The sequence below is a fragment of the Phytohabitans aurantiacus genome, from assembly GCF_027923225.1.
GTDB lineage: Bacteria > Actinomycetota > Actinomycetes > Mycobacteriales > Micromonosporaceae > Phytohabitans > Phytohabitans aurantiacus.
The window spans coordinates 34,320-52,980 of sequence record NZ_BSDI01000018.1; the positions used below are offsets into that span (position 1 = coordinate 34,320).

Sequence of the window (18,661 nt, forward strand, 5' to 3'; positions counted from 1 at the left end):
CGGGTGATGCCTTCGACCGGACGTGCCGCGCTGCTGGCGACGGTACTGCTGCTGACGTCCCTGAACGCGATGGTGCCGGGCCTTGTCGAGGCCGGCCCGCCACCGGCGCCGCGCCCCCTCCCCGCGGAGGGCGAGGCGTCGGCGGAGGCACGGCGGACCGGCCGTCCGGTCGATGTCGACGCGCTGGGCACGGCGGACACGACGGTTGTCGCCAACCCCGACGGCACCTTCACCGCCACGGTGCACAACCAGCCGGTCCGCGCGAAGACCGCGACCGGCTGGGTGCCCATCGACACCACGCTGGTCGCCCGTGCCGACGGCACGGTCGGTCCGAAGGTGTCGGAGGTCCCGGTACGGTTCTCCGGCGGCGGTGCGACCGTGCCGCTGGCCCGCAGCCGGGGTGACGCGGGGGACTTCGGCCTTGACTGGGCGGGGCGGCTGCCGAAGCCCAGGCTCGCCGGCAGCACCGCCACGTACCCCGAGATCCTCCCCGGGGTGGACCTGAGGTTGACGGCCACCGCCACCGGGTTCGCCGAGTCGCTGGTGGTGCGCGACGCCGCTGCGGCCCGTAACCCCAAGCTGCGGACGTTGCGGTTCGGCCTGCACACCACCGGGCCGGCTACCCCGCGGATGGCCAAGGGGTGGAAGGTCTCCGGAGACTCGCTCACCGTCCAGCCCGACGCGAAGGTGGCCGCGGACCCCGACACCACGTATCCGCTCACATTGGACGGTCCGGCGTGGGGGGAGAAGCTGCACTGGATGCTGCTGTCGCACGATCCGACTACCGGCGCCAAGGCGGCGTACTGGGATTCGTCGCAGTACATCGCGAAGGTCGGCCGAGTGCGCGGCGAGAACACCCGATGGCGGTCGTACTTCGAGATGAACACCTCGCCGATCGCCGGCAAGCACGTGCTCAAGGCACAGCTCAAGATCTACGAGTGGTGGGCCGAGTCGTGTACCCCGCAACCGGTCGAGCTGTGGCACATCGGTGCGATCGGTCCGACCACCACCTGGGGCGACGCCACCCCGTTCCACCGCAAGGCGGCCGAGATCTCCACCGCGCGGGGGTACGACGCGTCGTGCGAGCCCGCGATGGTCGGTTTCGACGTCACCGACCTGATGGCGGAGGCGGCGAACGGCCAATGGCCGACCACGACGGTGGCGCTCAAGGCGCGCGAGGACAACGACTCGTACGCGGCGAAGGAGTTTCTCTACCGCACGGTGCCCGAACTGAACGTGGGACCCACCGTGCTGGCCATCACCTGGGACAACGTCAACACCATCCCGAACCGGGCCACCGACCTGAAGGTCAACGGGCTGGCGTGTACCGACGCGGGTATCGCCATGGCAGACGCCACTCCGCGCCTCTCCGCCGCGATCAGCGACCCCGACCCGGAGAACGTGCGCGCCGTGTTTCGCTGGTGGGAGGAGACCGGCGGCCCGCCCACGGAGGTAGCCAGCGCCGTCACGGAGTTCAGCGGTCCCGACGTCGCCAAGGTGGACGTGCCCGACGACCGGCCGCTGCGCAACGGCGCGACCTACCTCTTCGGGGTGACCGTGGAGGACGAACGGGGTGACGCCAGCGACGGCCGGCCCTGGTGCCGGTTCACCGTGGACACCAGCGCGCCCGCGGCGGCCCCGACGGTCTCCTCGGCGGAGTTTCCCGCGTCTCCGGCGACCGGCCCGCTGCTGTATACCGCGGGTCGCTTCACGTTCGACGCCGGCGGCGATCCGGACGTCGTGGCGTTCAAGTACGGGATCGGCCGCGCGCCGGTGGCCGATACACCAATCGCCGCCGACGCGCCCGGCGGGCGCGCGACGGTCTCCTACACCGCGGACACCGCGTCGACGAGCTTCTCGTCCTCGTCCGTGGTGGTGCAGGCCGTCGACCGGGCCAAAAACGTGGGGCCGAAGCGGGAGTACGTGTTCAAGGTATCGCCGATCGTCACCGCGACGACCGTGCACGGGTACTGGAAGGCGGACTCCGTCTCCGGGGGGAGGCTGTTGGACGACAAGGCGAAGTACCCCGCGACGATCTCCGGCACGATGACCTCCACAAGGGACCGTGTATCGAACGCCACCGGCGCGGTGCGACTCGACGGCGTCGCCTCGTACGCCGCCACGACCGTGCCAGTCGCGCCCAAGACGGCGCAGGACACGTTCGGGAGCTTCACCGTCATGGCGTGGGTGCGGCTGGACAAGGCCGGCGACCACGCCACGGTGCTGAGCCAGGACGGCGAGACCGACAGCGGGTTCGCGCTGAAATACACCGCGCTGCCGCGGGCGTGGCAGTTCTCTATGGAGGGTGTCGCGCACGCGGACTCCGTCGCCGTCCCGCAGACCGGTCTCTGGACGCACCTGGCCGGTGTCTACGACCATCAAGCCGGCAAGCTCCACATCTACGTCAACGGGCGGCTGAGCGGCGAGGCGAGCCACACCAGCACCTGGTACGCGGCCGGCCCCACCGTGCTCGGCCGCGCCAAGTACAACGGGGTGCTCGATGACTTCTGGCCCGGAGACCTCGACGAACTGCAGATCTACCCGTGGGCGGCGTCGGCTTTCGAGGTGCGGCATCGGATGGGCGGCGCGGCGTTGGGGCCGGACGCGAGCTGGCCGCTCGACGAGGGCACCGGGCAGACCAGCGCCGACCTTTCATCGAATGGTCACACCCTCCTGCTGTCGTCGGGCACGTCGTGGGTGACGCCCGGCCGCACCGGCATCGGGAGCGCGCTGCGCCTGGACGGCAAGGGCGGGCACGCGTACGCCGGTGGACCGGTGGCCGCCCGGAGCGCCGAGGGCACATTCGACAGCTTCACGGTGATGGCCTGGGTCAAGCTCGGTGAGATGGACACCTGGGCGAGCGCCGTGAGCCAGGACGGCCAGCGGGACAGCGGATTCAGCCTCGGATTCTCCAGCTATCCGCGCGGCTGGAGCTTTGGCATGAACCCCGTGGACGCGGATGGCGGCGGCGCACCGGGCTATGTGGTGGCCGACGCGGTCCCGCAGGTCGGCGTCTGGACCCATCTCGCCGGCGTCTACGACCACGCCGCCGGCACGATCAGCCTGTACGTCAACGGCCGGCTGGCAAAGAGCATGGAGCGCCGCAGCACGTGGTACGCGACAGGCTCGCTGCAGGTCGGGCGGGGCAAGAACGACGGCTGGTGGGTCGACTACTGGCCCGGCGAGGTCGACGACGTCCAGCTGCTCACGGGAGTCCGGTCGGCCGCACAGATCACGGCCGCGGCGGCGGGTCCCAGCTTCGCCGCCGGCGCCCGCTGGAGCCTCGACGACAGCACGGCCGACGCCACCGGCCACGGCCACGCGCTCGCACTGTGGAACGGCGCGTCGTGGACGACGGGGAGGAAGCAGGGGAGCGGCCTGCGCTTCGACGGCGTGGAGGGGCACGCCTATACCGCGGGGCCGGTGCTGCCGCTCGACAACAGCTTCACCATGTCGAGCTGGGTGCGACTGGACACACTGGACCGCCATCAGACCGTACTGAGTCAGGACGGCACGCGGCAGCGCCCATTCCGGCTCTACTACGACAGCGTGGCGAAGGCGTGGACGTTTGCCATCGCCGGCAACACCGCCGACGGCGGCACGGTGCCGGACGGTCTCATCCGCGCCACCACCCCGCCGAGAATCGGCGACTGGAACCACGTGGCGGTCGTTTACGACCATCCCGGCAAGAAACTGCGCATGTACGTCAACGGCCGCTCGCAGGCGACCGCGGAGTACACCAGCGTCGCCAAGGGCGAGCAGGTCGTCACGATCGGGCGGACCCGGCACGAGGATCGGTGGGTCGACTTTCTCGCCGGCGCGGTCGACGACGTGACGCTCAGCCCTCACACGACCTCGCCAGAAGACATCGTGAGGCTCGCCGGGATCGACCATCCCATCATCAGGCAGGAACAGCCCACCAGGATCGATGACCTGTCTACTGTGGATAGCCCGCTGGTGGTGAGCGGCCTCACCGCGGACATGGCCGGCACGCTCCAGGTATCCGTGAAGATAGTCCACAGTTACCGAGGCGACCTCCAGCTGCGGCTGATCGCACCCGACAACACCGACTACCTGCTCGAGGACCTCACCGGCGGCGGCGACGTCGACGACTTCGAGAAGACGTACTGGCTCAACGCCTCCGGCCGGCTCGTCAACGGCACGTGGAAACTGCGCGTGGTGGACCGGGTCCTCGGCGATACCGGCACCATCGAACGCTGGAGCCTCGCCGCGCCCGTGAGCAACGAGCCCGGGCCGGCCGTGCCCTGGCCCAAGGTCGCCGGCTCCGGCTTCACGGTGGCCAACAACAGCACGACCAGCCGCAGCGTGACCGTCTCCGGTATTCCGGGCAACGCGCCGTCGAACCTTCAGGTCACGATCGACAAGAGCTATGCGTACGCCGGCGACCTGCACGTGACGCTGATCGGGCCGAACAACCGGGAGTACCTGCTGCACGACGGCGCCCTGCCGCCGTCGCAGCCGCCGGTCGACGCCTGCGGGCGGCCGGGCGACCCCTACGACCTCAAGAAGAGCTTCTTCGTGAACGCCGGCACCTCGCCGGCCAATGGGGTGTGGACGCTGCGTATCAAGCACACCAGCATCAGCGGTGCGCCCACCGTCACCGGATGGAGCCTGTCATCCGCCATCAACCTCCAGGCGTCGCCGACCGCGCCCGAGACCAAGTTCGCCAACGCCACCGACATCGCGATCGACGAGTACTACACCACCAGTGCGGTCGACGCCTGTGGCGTACCGGGCACCGGCGCCAACGACCTGCGCGTCGCGGTCGACATCCGTCACCCCAACCGGGGGGACCTGCGCCTGGAGTTGCAGGACCCGGCCGGCTCCACCACGTATCTGCTGGAGGAGATCCCCGACACCGACACCGGGGAGGACGTGCGCAAGACGTACACCGTATCCGGTGTGGCACGGCTGCCCAACGGCATCTGGTACCTGCGGGTGCTCGACGCCCGCACCGAGTGGGCCGGAGTCATCAACGAATGGAGCATCCAAATCCTGCCCAGCGCGCAGGCGACGTTGCCCGCCGGCTGGAAAGCGGAAAACACCGCGGACGTGCCGATCGTCGACGACGGCTGGACCGAGTCACCCGTCACGGTGACCGGCCTGACCGGCATGGGCCCGAAGGACTGGCGGGTATCGGTCGACATCAAGCACACGCACCGCGGCGACCTTGCCCTGTACATCCAGGCGCCCGACGGCACCGGATACCTGCTGGAAGACCTCACCACCACGGAAGACGCCGACGACCTCGCCAAGACGTACACGTTCAACGCGTCTTCCGAAATCGCCAACGGGGTGTGGAAGCTCCGGGTACTCGACGCGGTCTGGGGCGACACCGGCATCATCGACGCGTGGAGCCTGTCCACGTCGGACTTCCCGCCGGCCAGCACGAATGTGCGCGTGCCGATCGCCGATGTCGCAGCCGCGGAGAGCCCGCTGACCGTATCCGGGGTCGCGGGCAACGTGCCGAACGGCCTGCGGGTGCAGGCGAGGATCGCCCATCCCAAGCCCGAGCAACTGGTCGTCACGCTGGTGGCGCCGGACGGCACCGCGTACCGGCTGCACGACAGGAAACCCGCGCTGCCCGCCACGTTCGCGGTCGACGCCGGCGGCAAGACGGTGGGCGGCACCTGGAAACTGCGCGTCGAGGACGCGGTCGCCGGTGAGACCGGCGCCATCGAGTCGTGGGGCCTGATACTCGCGCCGTCAGTGGCCTGGCCGGAACAGCGCGGTGCGGCATTCGCCGTACAAACTGGCGGGTACGGCACGACAGGCACCGGATACGCGCAGGTGAGCGGGGTGTCCGGATACGCGCCAGCGAACCTGCGGCTGACGGTCGACACCTCGTACTACTGGGTGAGCGAGCTGAAGATCTCGCTGGTCGCGCCGGATGGCACGGCGTACGTCGTGCACGACGGGGCGAGCACGATGTCGCGTACGTTCACCGTGGACGCGTCGGCCGAGGTGGCCAACGGCTCGTGGAAGCTGGTGGTGCAGCGCAACAGCAGCAGCGGCAGCGTATCGATCACCGCGTGGAGCCTCTACTCGCCGGTCAACCACCAGGCGACGCCGGCCGGTCCGGCCACCAAGTTCGCCAACGGCACCGACGAGGCGATCCCCGACGACGCCTGGTCACCGGCGACGAGCTCGGCCCAGGTGAGCGGGATCGTCAGCACCGCGGCACACGACCTGCGGGTGGCCGTCGACATCAGGCATCCCAACCGGGGCGACCTGAGACTGACGCTGCGTACTCCGGACGGCGCGGTGCTGTACCCCCTTGAGGACATCCCCGACAGCGACACCGGCGACGACGTTTTCAAGACGTACACGGTGCCCGGCGTCGCGCAGCGCTTCAACGGCTACTGGGATCTCGTGGTGGTGGACACGAAGACGGGCAACGCCGGCACCATCGACGGCTGGAGCATCCAACTGCTGCCCAGCGCGCAGGCGGTGCTTCCGGACGGGTGGCGGGTCGAGAACGGCACCGACATGACGATCCCGGACTACGCCACGATGGAGTCGCCGGTCACCGTCGCCGGGCTGACCGGGATGGCGCCCAGGAACTGGCAGGTGTCGGTGGCGTTGCGCCATCCGCACCGCAGCGACCTGAGGCTCGACCTCGTCGCCCCGGACGGCACCGTGTATCTGCTGGAGGACCTCACCGGCACCGGAGACGTCGACGACCTCGTCCGTACCTACACGTTCAACGGGTCGGCGGAGACAGCGAACGGAGTGTGGCAGCTGCGCATCCGCGACAACATCTGGGGCGACGTGGGCCACCTCGACGCCTGGAGCCTCGCCGCCGCGCCCGCCGGGGCGCCCGCACCACCGGTCGCCTGGCCGCGCGTGACGCGCGCCGGATTCACCGTCGACGGCGTCACCTACGGCGTGACCGGCGAGTCCTACCTGGACGTGACCGGCGTGCCCGGCAACACCCCAGGCGACCTGCGCCTGACGGTCGGCACCACGTACACCTGGTTGCGGGAACTGAAGATATCCCTGGTCGCGCCGGACGGCACGGCGTATGTCGTGCACGACGGGGCGAGCACCATGGCGGGTACGTTCACCGTGGACGCCTCCGCGGAGGTGGCCAACGGCTCGTGGAAACTGTCGGTGCAGCGCAACAGCACGAGCGGCACGGTGCAGATCACCTCGTGGAGCCTGTGGTCGCCGGTGAGTCAGACGCCACCGCTCATCGGGCCGGTTAACAAGTTCGCCAACGGCACCGACGTGGCGATCATCGATGACGGGTTCTCGTCGGTGGACAGCGGCGTGCAGGTCTCCGGCATCGCCGGCAACGCGCCCGCCGACATGCGGGTCGCCGTGGACCTCAAACACACCAACCGGGGAGACCTGATCCTGCGCCTGCTCGCGCCGGACGGCACGGCGTACCTGCTGGAGGACTTCCCGAACTCGGATACCGGCGACAACGTGTTCGCCACCTACCAGGTCAACGGCTCGGCCGAGACAGCCAACGGGTACTGGCGGCTGCGCGTCGCCGACACGGTCACCGGAAACACCGGCAGCATCGACGGCTGGAGCCTGAGCCTCGGCAGCCTGCAGCCGGCCGTGCCCGGCACCCGGTTCGAAAACGGCGACGACGTGGCCATCGTGGACGGTGGCACGGTCGAATCGACGGTCTCGATCGCGGGCCTTTCCGGTGCGGCTCCATCGGGGCTACGCGTGGGAGTCACCCTCCGGCACCCGCAGCGGGGCGACCTGTCTCTGCACCTGGTGGCCCCGGACGGCACCGGGTATCCGCTCGAAGACTTCACGGGCTCCGGCAACGGCGATGATGTGGTGAAGGAGTACGCGGTGAACGCGTCGGCCGAACTCGCCAACGGCGTCTGGCGGCTGCGGGTGGTCGATGCGGCGATCGGCGACACCGGGCTGATCGACGGCTGGAGCCTGACCTTCCCCGCACCGACCAAGTACCACAACGCCATCGACGTGTCCATCATGGACGGTGGATCGGTCGCCACCAGCGGTGTCCAGGTGACCGGGCGTACAGGCAACGCTCCGGCCAACCTGCGCGTCGTCGTCGACGTCAAGCACCCCAACCGCGGCGACCTGGTCCTGCACCTGGTGGCGCCCGATGGCACGGCGTACCTGCTGGAGGATGTCCCGGACGGCGACACCGGTGACCACGTGCGCGCGACGTACTGGGTGGACGCCTCGACGGAGCTGGCGAGCGGCGGCTGGGCACTCCAGGTTCGAGACACCGTGACCGGCAACACCGGCTCCATCGACGCCTGGAGCCTCCAGTTCGGCGCCGAATAGCCCGCGACCGCCGCTCTGGTCACGAAATCACCGGGAAGTTGGAGCGGAAGACGTTGGTCGGGTCGTTCGCGTGCTTGATTTCGCGGAGGCGGGTCACCACGTCCGGGCTGAAGGCGTCGGCGACCGTCTCGTCGGGGTTGAGGAACGTGAACGGCTTGCGGCCGCTCGTCGGCAGCGCTTCCGCCAGTGCGCGCTGCTTGCCGATGACGGCTTCCGGGTCGGTCGGGATGCCGAACAGGTACAGCGCGTGCGGCTCGGTCAGCGGCCCGTGCGGGCTGTCCGACGGCTGCGCGAACGCGCCTTCGAGATGGCGGAGCTGCACGCTGAGTAGCGGCGCGATCGGTTCTGACAGAAGCGTTTCGGCGGCCGCGTCGTCCAGTGTGGTCAGCAGCTCGGCGCGGGACAGTCCGGCGCTGGGATCGGTGGGTTCGGCGGTGATGGAGCCGAGCTCGGCGACGGACATGACCCGCCGGGTGTCGGCCAGCGGCTGGGGAAGGCGGTCGATCGGCGCCAGCAGGTCGCGCGCTTCGGTCTCCTCGCCCAGGTATGTGGCGTCGATCGCCACCATCGGGTCCGCACCGGGGAAGTGCAGCAGGTCGAACCATACGGTCAGCTCGTCCGGCGCGTGGGCGGTGATCTGCCGGTAGGCGTCGAGAGCCGCCGGGGCGTGCTTGGCTGTCCACAGTGTCCGGCCACCGTAGAGGCTGGGTGCGGCATGCAGGGCGAGCTCGAGCTGGGTGACGATTGCGAAGTCGCCGCCAGCCCCGCGTAGAGCCCAGAACAGGTCCGATTCGGTCTCGGCGGTCACCCGTCGCCGCTCGCCGGTGGCGTCGACTATCTCGTACGCCGTGACGCTGTCGGCGACCCACCCGTGGGCGCGGCCGAACCAGCTCAGCCCACCGCCGAGCGCGACACCCGTGACGCTGACGACGGGCGAGCTGCCGGGCAGCCCGGTCAGGCCGTGTTCCGCCGTGGCGGCTTGGAGCCGGCCCGACGGTACCCCCGCACCAACCTGGGCGCGGCGGGTGACCGGATCGACGTGCAGTGCGTCCAGACGGCCGGTCCGCAGCAGGATCGTGCCGTCCGTGCCGCCGGTGGCGCCGTGGCCGTTGGGCTGGGTGGTGACGCCCAGGCCGGCGGCGCGTGCGTGGCGGACGAGCGCCGCCACGTCGTCGGCGTCGGCGGCCTCGACGACGGCGGCGACGGGCTGTTCGATCGCGAGGTTCCATGGGCGGCGGACGTTGTCGAAGCCGGGCTCGCCGGGCAGCCAGACGTTGCCGCGGACGGCGGACTTCAGCGATTCCTGGATACTAGACATCTAGAATTTCCTCCGAATAAAACCCTTCCCTCGGGAAGGGCTTGACGACCTTAGGCGCGCAGGGCCGCGAACCTGTTGGCGGTGTTGCTGGGTGTGGCGGGGTAGTGGCGCTCGACCTCGGCCTTGAGGTCGGCGAGCGTCTGCTCGGCCAGCTCGCGGCGCCAGGCCAGGTCGGCGCGGCGCATCGCCCGGGAGACGAGGCACGCCTGCCGGTAGTCGACTGCCGGATCGGCGCCCGGGCCTCGCTTGAGCAGCTGCTCGCAGCGGAACGCCTCGTCGGCGCCCTCGATGGCCACGACCACGTCGAGCAGTGTGATCGACTCCGGGCTGCGCGCGAGCCGGAAGCCGCCACGCGGGCCAGGTGTCGAGGAGACGATGCCCGCGCGGGCAAGGGCCTGGAGCTGCTTGTTGAGGTATGCCGCGGGCAGCTCGTAGAACTCGGCCAGCTTGGCGGTCGGGACGGCCTGGTCGGGCGGCAGCCAGGTCAGGTTGAGGCAGCTGTGCAATGCCCACTCGACGCCTTCGCTCATCCGCATACCTGGACACTACATGTCCAGAATCCTCGTGGCAACCCTTCGTTAGTTTGGCGTAGCGACTATTTCGAATGAGTCAATATTGACAGGATTCATTAAATGGTCCGATCGAGGACTGATTAATGTCGATCTCTTTCCCTTTGGTGTCATCGTTCTCGGCAGCCAATCGGCTGTTCGCATCAAAGGGGGAGGGCCACATGCGTCGATTCAGGATCGCGGTAATCGCGATCATCGCCGCCGCGGCGGGAAGCCTGTTCCTGCCAGGTCAGGCGAGCGCGACTCCGTACCCGGAAACCTGGCTGCCCGACAGCGGGCTCCACACGTACTGCTTCACCGCGGGATTCTCCAGCAGCATCGACCCGGGCACGGGAACGTACGCGATGAGCATCCTCGACAGCACGACCGACATGACCATCTCCAACCTGGGCGCGTGCAGCGCCAGCACCACCGACGTCTGGTGGTGGTCGCTCGATCTGGCCGGCACCATCCGCGGCCAGGCGGAATGCATCGTCTTCTCGGGATCCGTCTGTGACTCGGCGGACGTCAGGATCGACTTCGCGCAGATCGACATCGGCGACAACGACATCGCCGACCGCGACAAGACGTCGGTGCACGAGATCGGACACACGATCGGTCTTGGTCACCACTCCCCGGCCGCGCACAACTGCGCCATGATCTCCGGCGAGATCCCCAGCCTGGACATCATCTGGCGCCGGTACGACGCGCACGACATCTCCCACATCAACGCGCAGTTCTGACCGGTCGCACCAGAAAGGAAGTGAGAAATGTTCAAGCGATACGCGATCGCGATGACCGCCGCCACGGCGGCCGCCTTCCTCGCACTCACTGGCTGCGCCGGTGACCGGTCCGCCACCACCGGGGCCGCCCCTGAGGCCCAGGCGGCCGACACCTCCTCGGCCACCCAACTCGCCGCCGGCGTCGCCCGCGGCCTGGACATCGACTACGACAAGCTGGCCAGCCCGGCGGCGGCCGTCGCCGCGAGCGAGCTCATCGTCCGCGGCACGCTCGTCGGCGTCACCGACGGCATCAGCTACAGCAAGGCGGGCCAGGCCGGCCGCTCCGCGCCCTACGTGACGATCGCGATCCGGGTCGACTCGGCGCTGAAGGGCACCGCGGCCGCCGGTAGCACGGTCTACGCGCAGCTCAACGCGACCTCGTCCGCAGACGTCGCGCAGCTGGCCAAGGCCGCCCAGAACCTGAAGGTCGTCGCGGTGCTCGACGACATCAGCGCATGGGCACCGGCCAAGGGCGTCAGCGTCGTCCGGCCGAAGGGTGTGGCCGCCGGCGATCCGCTGTACCTGGCCTTCCCCGACGGCCTGTGGATGCAGGGCGTCGCCGACAAGGCGATGGTCGGCGTGCACGCCGAGACGGCGGAGATGTCGGCGGCGTGGGGCGCGCCGCAGACGCTCGACCAGTACTGGGCCGCACTCCAGAAGGCCGCCAAGTAGGCGCGTGAACAACGGCCTCGGTCACCGTCCGCTGCCACGACGGCATGACGGTGATCGAGGTCGTGCGTTAGGCTGCCAGCAGCGCGTTGGGGAGCGCGCCGCGGTCCGCCGGAAGGCTCGAAGCCAACCCTTGTCGTCAAGACTCTGGGTGAGAGGTGCCTCCGTGAAGACGCTCCCTGACAATCCCAACCTCGACCACCTGCGCCAGCAGGCCAAGGATCTGCTGGCCGGCCTCCGCGACTCCGACCCGTCGGCCGCGCTGGCCGACGCGCAGGCATCACTGGCCGAACAGTACGGTTTCGCCGGCTGGACCGAGCTCAAGGCCGAGGTCGACCGCCAGCAGGGCCGGGCAGACGTGGCCGACCCGGCGCTCGCGCGGGACATCGCCGCCCGGTACGACCTCGGTCAGGTCACCGGCTCCATGCGGTCGGTGGCGCGGGCCGACGAGATCGGCCGCCGCTGGTCGCTCGAAACAGATCGCGGTCGCTGGGCGGTCCGCACGACCGACACCTGGATACCCATCGTCGACGTGGAGACCGAGGTCGCCCTCCAGGAGGCGGCGGTGGGTGCCGGCGTACTGCTCCCGGCCCCGGTACGCAGTGGCTCCGGCGCGATCGTGGAGTCGATCGGCGACCACAGCTGGCGGGTGAACCGGTGGCTGCGCTCCGGCCCGCCGCTGTCTGCCCCCGTCAGCGCCACGCTCACCCGCGAACTGGGCCGCATCCTGGCGACGGTGCACGGGCTGGCGCTGCCCGTCGACCGCATCAGCCCCTGGCACACGATGCGGTTCGCCGCGCGCGGCTGGGCCGAGATGGCCGAGACCGCTGGGGCCAAAGGCGCGCCCTGGGCGGCCGCGCTCGCCGATGCGGTGTCCACACTGGAGGATCTCGACTCGGTTGCGGGGCCGGCGGCGCCTGGACTGAGCGACGCGCCGCCGGTGCTGTGCCACAACAGCCTCGGCCCGAACAACGCGCGCCGGGCCGCCGACGGCCGCCTCGCCGTCGTGGGGTGGGAGCACGCCGGCGGCCAGCCGCCGAGCTGGGAGCTGGGCGACGCGCTCACGCACTGGACCATCAACCCCAACGGCGGCGTCAACACCGCCGGGGCCCGCGCGCTCCTCGACGGGTACCGCGCGGTGGCGGGCACGCTGCCGCCGCTCGGCATGGGCATGTTCGCCGGCGCGGTCACCAGCCTCGCCAACTACGTCGCGGGCCAGCTCGACCACGCCCTCACCGCCCGCGACGAGGAGATCCGCCGGTACCAGGACCGCAGCGTCCGCCACCTGCTGGCACACCTGCCGACCCGCGCCGCCCTGGAGCGACTCCTCGACGAGGCGGTCAGCCTGTCGGCAGGGTGATCGTCACCCGGGTGCCGCTGTCGCTCAGGTCGACGACCACGCGGCGCGCCAGCTTGTTGACGAGGTTGAGGCCCCGGCCCCGCTCCGCGTCGTGGTACGAGTTGGCGCGCCACCGGCCCCGGTCGGACACCTCGACGCGTACCTGCCGGCGGTCGACGCGGACCACCTTGAGGGCCACCGGGCCCGCGGGCAGGCCGCGATACGCGTGTTCGAGGGCGTTGCTGAGCGCCTCGTTGCAAGCCAGCAACAGCGCGTCGGTCTCGTCCTCGGACAGATCCTGGCGGGCGCACCACCCTCGCAGCGTCCGCCGGGTCGGCGCCAGGTCGTCCGGCGACACCAGGCGCAGCCGCAGCGCGGAACCGGCGGCGCCCGAGGTGGGACCGTCCAGGTACAGGCAGGCGACCACGATGTCGTCGGTGACCGTGTATCCGTGCGTCATCGCCCGCAGCAGCTGGTCGCACCACGCCTGCGGGTCGGCGCCGGCCAGCTCGCTCGCGGCGGTCGCCAGCCGGTCGAGGCCCACGTCGATCACCTGGTGCCGGCGCTCGATCAGCCCGTCCGAGTACCAGACGAGCATCGCCGTCGGGGGCGCCACCACCTGCGCCTGGGCGCGGGCCCGGCTGCTCAGCCCCAGCGGCTGCGACCGGCCGCCGTCCAGGTACTGAGCGCTGCCGTCGACCACCAGCAGCGGCGGCAGGTGCCCGGCGCAGCTGTACGTGAGAGTCCGCTCGATCGGGCTGTACTCGGCGTAGCCGACGGTCGCGTAGTCGGCGCCGGCGATCGACGCCGACGCGGTGTCGAGCGCCTCCAGCACCTCGGCCGGACCCGCGCCGGTCAGGGCCGCCGACCGCAACGACTGCTGCAGCCGGCCCATCGAGATGGCGGCCGGCAGCCCGTGACCGACCACGTCACCCACCGCGATGCCCACCCGGTTGCCGGGCAGCTCGAACACGTCGTACCAGTCACCGCCGACGTCCCGCCCGCGCTCGGCCGGCCGGTATCGCACGGCGGCCGAGACGCCCGGCAGGTGCGGCGCGATGTCGGGCAGCAGCGACTGCTGGAGCCGGTGCGCCGTCTCGTGCTCCGCCTCGTACCGCGACGCCCGCTCGATGGCCTGTCCGGCCAGCTCGGCGAGGGTCTGCGCGACCGAGGCCACCTCCGGGCTGATCGCGCCGTCCCGGTCGAACCCGAACGCCAGCGCGCCCATGCTGCGCTGGCCCACCCGCACCGGTACCACCAGCAGGCTGCGGGTGGTGCCGGTGTCATCCGCGATGAGCAGGGGGTACCGCGTGGAGATCTCGTCGAGCGACGCCAGGACGATCGGCTCACCGGTGCGCACGACGTCGACGACCGGCAGCGGCTCGCCCGCGTCGAGCCGCACCTCGGCGTACCGCCCCACCACCGTCGTCGGCACCACACCCGTCGCCCACATCCGCACGTGCTCGCCGGAGCGGTCGGCGATAGCCACACCACCGTGGTCAGCCACGATGCCGACGCCTTGGTCGACCAGTACCCGGATCACCTGCTCGGAGGTCGCGGCGGTCGACAGGCCGGCGGTCACCGCTTGCAGCGCCTGAAGGCGCTGCCTGGCTTCGAGCTCGCGCCGCGACTGGGCGCGCGCCCGGTCGCGCTCGGCCACCGCGATGGCCAGCACGTAGCCGCCCAGCACGACGAACGCCAGGTACACCTGGAGGGAGGCGTGCTCCATGCCCGCCCAAGGTCCGTGCCCGGCGGCGCTCTGGAGGTTCGCGGCGAACGCCATCACGAATCCGGCCGCCCCCACCGTCGGCACGCGCCCCCAGAAGGCGAGGGCCAGCAGCACCGGTACCGGAAGGTAGATCAGTGGGACGTCACGCGGCCAGAAGCCGACCACCGTCAGTACCGCGATCGCGCCCAAAACCGCGGCGGCGCGTGCCAGGCGCCGCAGCCGTGTCCCGCCGCGCAGCGATCCCAGCCCGACCACGGCGGCGCCGAGCGTCAGGACGGCCAGGCCGTCGCCCGCCCAGAACCGACCGAAGGCCGCCCACCAGCTGGCGTCTTCGGTCATCACGCTGGTGGTGGCGCCGATGAGCGCGCCCACCATCGGGCCGGCGCCGACCGCGCAGGTGAGAAACGCGATCGCGTCGCGGCGCCGCGTCAGGTCGATGTGTCCCGGCACGAACCGCCGGAACAGGGCCGCGCCGACCAGCGGCTCGACGGTGTTGGTGAGCACGAAACCGGTGGCCGCCGCCGGTGTGAGCCCCTGCCACAGGTCGACCGTGAGCTCCACGGCGCCGGCCGCGAGCAGCACCCACGGCCAGCGGCGGCGCCGGACCAGCAGCAGCGCGCCCAGCGTGACGCCAGCGGGTGGAAAGAACACGGCGCCCGCCTCGGAAGCGCGGAAGAGCAGCCACGAGCAGCCCGAGCCGAGCGCGTAGGCCGCCGCGACCGCCAGCACGATCAGCGCAGGCGTCGCGACCCGGCGCATGCCCGTCCCATCCACGCCTGCCAGCCTGCCACCTCGCGCGCCGCGCCGCGCCCGCATGTGCACGCGCCCGTGCGTGCACATGCGGGCGCTGGCGCGCTGCGCCCGTGCGCTGCGCCCGTCGATCAAGGGCGAATGCACGTGGTTGGATCTCTTTTCCGCGTGCGTTCGCCCTTGATCGACGCGAATGGCCTTGATCGCGGGAGGGCCTTGATCTCGGGGAGTTAGGCTGCGCGCGTGGACGCTGATGTGATCGTCGTCGGCGCGGGACTGGCCGGGTTGGTCGCCGCGCACGAGCTGACCGCCGCCGGGCGGACCGTCGCGCTGGTCGACCAGGAAAACGCCGCCAACCTCGGCGGGCAGGCTTTCTGGTCGTTCGGCGGACTCTTCCTGGTCGATACGCCCGAACAGCGCCGCCTGCGGATCCGCGACTCGCTCGAACTGGCGTGGTCCGACTGGCAGGGCAGCGCCGGCTTCGACCGGCTGGACGGCGAGGACGCGTGGGCCGCGAAGTGGGCGCGCGCGTACGTCGAGTTCGCCGCGGGGGAGAAGCGCTCGTGGCTACTGGGCCACGGCGTGACGTTTCTGCCGACAGTGGGATGGGCAGAGCGAGGCGCGCTGAGGGCAGACGGGCACGGCAACTCCGTGCCGCGATTCCACGTTGCCTGGGGTACTGGCACCGGCGTGGTCGCCCCCTTCGTGGCGTCCGCGCAGCGGGCCGCCGACGCCGGGCTGCTCCGCTTCTACCACCGCCACCGCGTCGACGAGTTGGTGCTTTCGGGCGGCGCCGCGACAGGCGTACGCGGCACCGTGCTGGCGCCCGACGAAGCAGCGCGCGGCGTACCGTCCAATCGCGACAGTGCGGGCGAGTTCGAACTGACCGCTCAGGCAGTCATCGTCACCACCGGCGGCATCGGCGCCAACCACGACATCGTGCGCCGGTACTGGCCGGAGCGGCTCGGGCAGCCGCCAGCCGAAATGGTGACCGGCGTACCGGCCTATGTGGACGGACGAATGCTCGACATCGCCGCCGGCGCGGGCGTGCGGCTCGTCAACCGCGACCGGATGTGGCATTACACCGAAGGCGTCCAGAACTGGAACCCGATCTGGCCCGGCCACGGCATCCGCATCCTGCCCGGCCCGTCGTCGATGTGGTTCGACGCGCTCGGCCGGCGGCTGCCCGGCACGTGCCTGCCCGGATACGACACGCTCGGCACGCTCAAGCATCTGCGTACGACACCGGACATCGCGCGGTACGGCCACTCGTGGTTCATCCTGACGCAGAGGATCATCGAGAAGGAGTTCGCGCTCTCCGGCTCCGAACAGAACCCGGACATCACCGCCAAGAATCGCCGGGCATTCTTGCGCGAGCGGGTACTCGGCAAGGGCGCGCCCGCCCCGGTCGAGGCGTTCAAGCGGCACGGCGCGGACTTCGTGGTCGCCGACACCGTCGAAGAGCTGGTCGCCGGCATGAACAAGCTGACCGAAGAGCCGCTGCTCGACGCCGCCGCGATCCGTGCCCAGATCGAGGCACGCGACCTTCAGGTGGCAAACCCGTTCAGCAAGGACTCCCAGATCCAGGGCATCCGCAACGCCCGCCGGTACATCGGCGACCGCCTCGGCCGCGCCGTACCGCCGCACCGCCTGCTCGACCCGGCCGCCGGGCCGCTGATCGGGGTAAAACTGCACATCCTGACCCGCAAGACGCTCGGCGGCATCCAGACCGATCTCGACTCGCGGGCGCTGGGCGAGGACGGTCAGCCGATCCCCGGCCTGTACGCGGCGGGGGAGGTGGCTGGATTCGGTGGCGGTGGCGCGCACGGGTACAACGCGTTGGAAGGCACATTCCTGGGCGGCTGCCTATTTTCCGGCCGCTCCGCCGGCCGAGCGGCGGCAATGTCCGTCTAACCACCACCCGCTCGCCCCCTCGGCCCGCCGATCAAGAAGCCCGGCTCTGCGGCCACCCGCAGGTGGCTGAAAGAGGGACAACCCAGCCCACGCCCCGTCCTCCGCGACGCCGCCGCCCGCCTGTGACGGCGCGTCGCCACGCCCCTGCTCGCCGATCAAGGGCAAACGCACATGGTTGGATCTCTTCTCCGCGTGCGTCCGTCCCCAGGCCAGCCGGGCACGGCGTGTCGCCACGCCGTTCCCGCCGATCAAGGGCGAATGCACGTGGCTCGATCTCATTTCCGCGTGCATTTGCCCTTGATCCATGCGAATGCCCTTGATCGGCGCGCACCGCGCACCGCGCACCGCGCACCGCGCACCGCGCACCGCGCACCGCGCACCGCGCACCGCGCACCGCGCACCGCGCCCCGCGAGCGTGCCCCGCGCGCCGCGCACCGCGCAGGGCCAGCGACATCAGGGATTTCGCTGCTACGTGCGGGCGGGTCGTGTGGGCGCGGTGGGTGAGGCCGCGGGAGCAACGGCATGGACCGCCGCGGACGTCGCGGTAGCTCGGCATCTTTTGAAGTGGATCTTCTAGGCGTCGTCGGGGCGGCGCGGGGTGCCGTACAGGGTGCCGCGCCCGCCGCGGACCGGCGTGATCGGTTCTTCGGCGGGCTTCCGGCGGGCCCTGAGCAGGCGTGAGCCGACGAAGTATCCGACAGCGAGCACGCAGGCGACGATGACCAGCTTCTGCAGTGTGCCCGCGTAGGACTCGACAATGTGCCAGTTGTCTCCGAGCAGGTAGCCGGCCATGACGAAGACGGTGTTCCAGATCAGGCTGCCCAGCGCGGTGTAGAGCAGGAACCTCGCCACCGGCATCCGCTCCACGCCGGCCGGGATCGAGATCAGGCTGCGGAAGATGGGAATCATGCGCCCGAAGAAGACCGCCTTGCCGCCGTGCTTGACGAACCACGCCTCGGTGCGGTCGACGTCGGCCAGCTTGACCAGCGGCAGCCGCGCCGCGATCGCCCGGACCCGGTCACGTCCGAGCGCGACGCCTATGTAGTACAGCGCCAGGGCACCGAGAAGCGAGCCGAGGGTGGTCCAGGCGATGGCGCTGAACAGGTTCATCTTGCCCTGGCTCGCCGCGAACCCGGCCAGCGGCAGGATGACCTCGCTCGGGATCGGCGGAAACAGGTTTTCCAGCGCCACCGCCAGACCCGCGCCAGGCCCGCCGAGCCGCTCCACCAGGTCGGTCACGAAGCCGACCAGACCGCCCTCCGGCGGCTCGGTTTGGCTGGTCAACGTATTGATCATGCAACAACGGTACGA

At 70.6% G+C, this 18,661-nt stretch carries 9 protein-coding genes; 5 read left to right on the top strand and 4 right to left on the bottom strand.

What is annotated here, in order from left to right; genetic code table 11:
• Positions 1 to 6 precede the first annotated feature (6 nt).
• Complete coding sequence (locus QMG73_RS20005) at positions 7 to 8,301, top strand: proprotein convertase P-domain-containing protein (RefSeq protein ID WP_281897847.1); 8,295 nt, start codon at positions 7 to 9, stop codon at positions 8,299 to 8,301.
• Positions 8,302 to 8,320: 19 nt separating this feature from the next.
• On the opposite strand, the gene QMG73_RS20010 is transcribed toward QMG73_RS20005, so the two are convergent.
• Positions 8,321 to 9,619 carry an FAD-binding oxidoreductase gene (locus QMG73_RS20010; RefSeq protein WP_281897849.1) on the bottom strand — a complete coding sequence of 433 codons (1,299 nt, stop codon included), beginning with the start codon at positions 9,617 to 9,619 and terminating at the stop codon, positions 8,321 to 8,323.
• Positions 9,620 to 9,669: 50 nt separating this feature from the next.
• Positions 9,670 to 10,155, bottom strand: coding sequence for an RrF2 family transcriptional regulator (locus QMG73_RS20015; RefSeq protein WP_281897850.1), 486 nt, complete (start codon positions 10,153 to 10,155; stop codon positions 9,670 to 9,672).
• Between the two features lie 194 nt (positions 10,156 to 10,349).
• Here QMG73_RS20015 and QMG73_RS20020 point away from each other — a divergent pair, with 194 nt between their 5' ends.
• The 3 genes from QMG73_RS20020 (at position 10,350) to QMG73_RS20030 (ending at position 12,978) form a co-directional block, all read left to right on the top strand.
• The gene (locus QMG73_RS20020) at positions 10,350 to 10,910 is read left to right on the top strand and encodes a hypothetical protein (protein ID WP_281897852.1); all 561 of its coding nucleotides are present in this window, start codon (positions 10,350 to 10,352) and stop codon (positions 10,908 to 10,910) included.
• A 27-nt stretch (positions 10,911 to 10,937) separates the two neighbouring features.
• The gene (locus QMG73_RS20025) at positions 10,938 to 11,621 is read left to right on the top strand and encodes a hypothetical protein (protein ID WP_281897854.1); all 684 of its coding nucleotides are present in this window, start codon (positions 10,938 to 10,940) and stop codon (positions 11,619 to 11,621) included.
• A 163-nt stretch (positions 11,622 to 11,784) separates the two neighbouring features.
• On the top strand, positions 11,785 to 12,978 hold the full coding sequence (locus QMG73_RS20030; RefSeq protein ID WP_281897856.1) for a phosphotransferase enzyme family protein: 1,194 nt from the start codon (positions 11,785 to 11,787) through the stop codon (positions 12,976 to 12,978).
• On the opposite strand, the gene QMG73_RS20035 is transcribed toward QMG73_RS20030, so the two are convergent.
• The gene (locus QMG73_RS20035) at positions 12,959 to 15,460 is read right to left on the bottom strand and encodes a SpoIIE family protein phosphatase (protein ID WP_281897857.1); all 2,502 of its coding nucleotides are present in this window, start codon (positions 15,458 to 15,460) and stop codon (positions 12,959 to 12,961) included. The genes QMG73_RS20030 and QMG73_RS20035 overlap by 20 nt on opposite strands.
• 219 nt (positions 15,461 to 15,679) lie before the next feature.
• On the opposite strand from QMG73_RS20035, the gene QMG73_RS20040 reads away from it, so the two are divergent.
• Positions 15,680 to 17,350 (top strand): FAD-binding dehydrogenase, encoded by a 1,671-nt coding sequence (locus tag QMG73_RS20040; protein ID WP_281897858.1) that lies wholly within the window; start codon positions 15,680 to 15,682, stop codon positions 17,348 to 17,350.
• Between the two features lie 573 nt (positions 17,351 to 17,923).
• Here QMG73_RS20040 and QMG73_RS20045 read toward each other — a convergent pair.
• Positions 17,924 to 18,646, bottom strand: coding sequence for a DedA family protein (locus QMG73_RS20045; protein ID WP_281897860.1), 723 nt, complete (start codon positions 18,644 to 18,646; stop codon positions 17,924 to 17,926).
• Between the last annotated feature and the right edge of the window lie 15 nt (positions 18,647 to 18,661).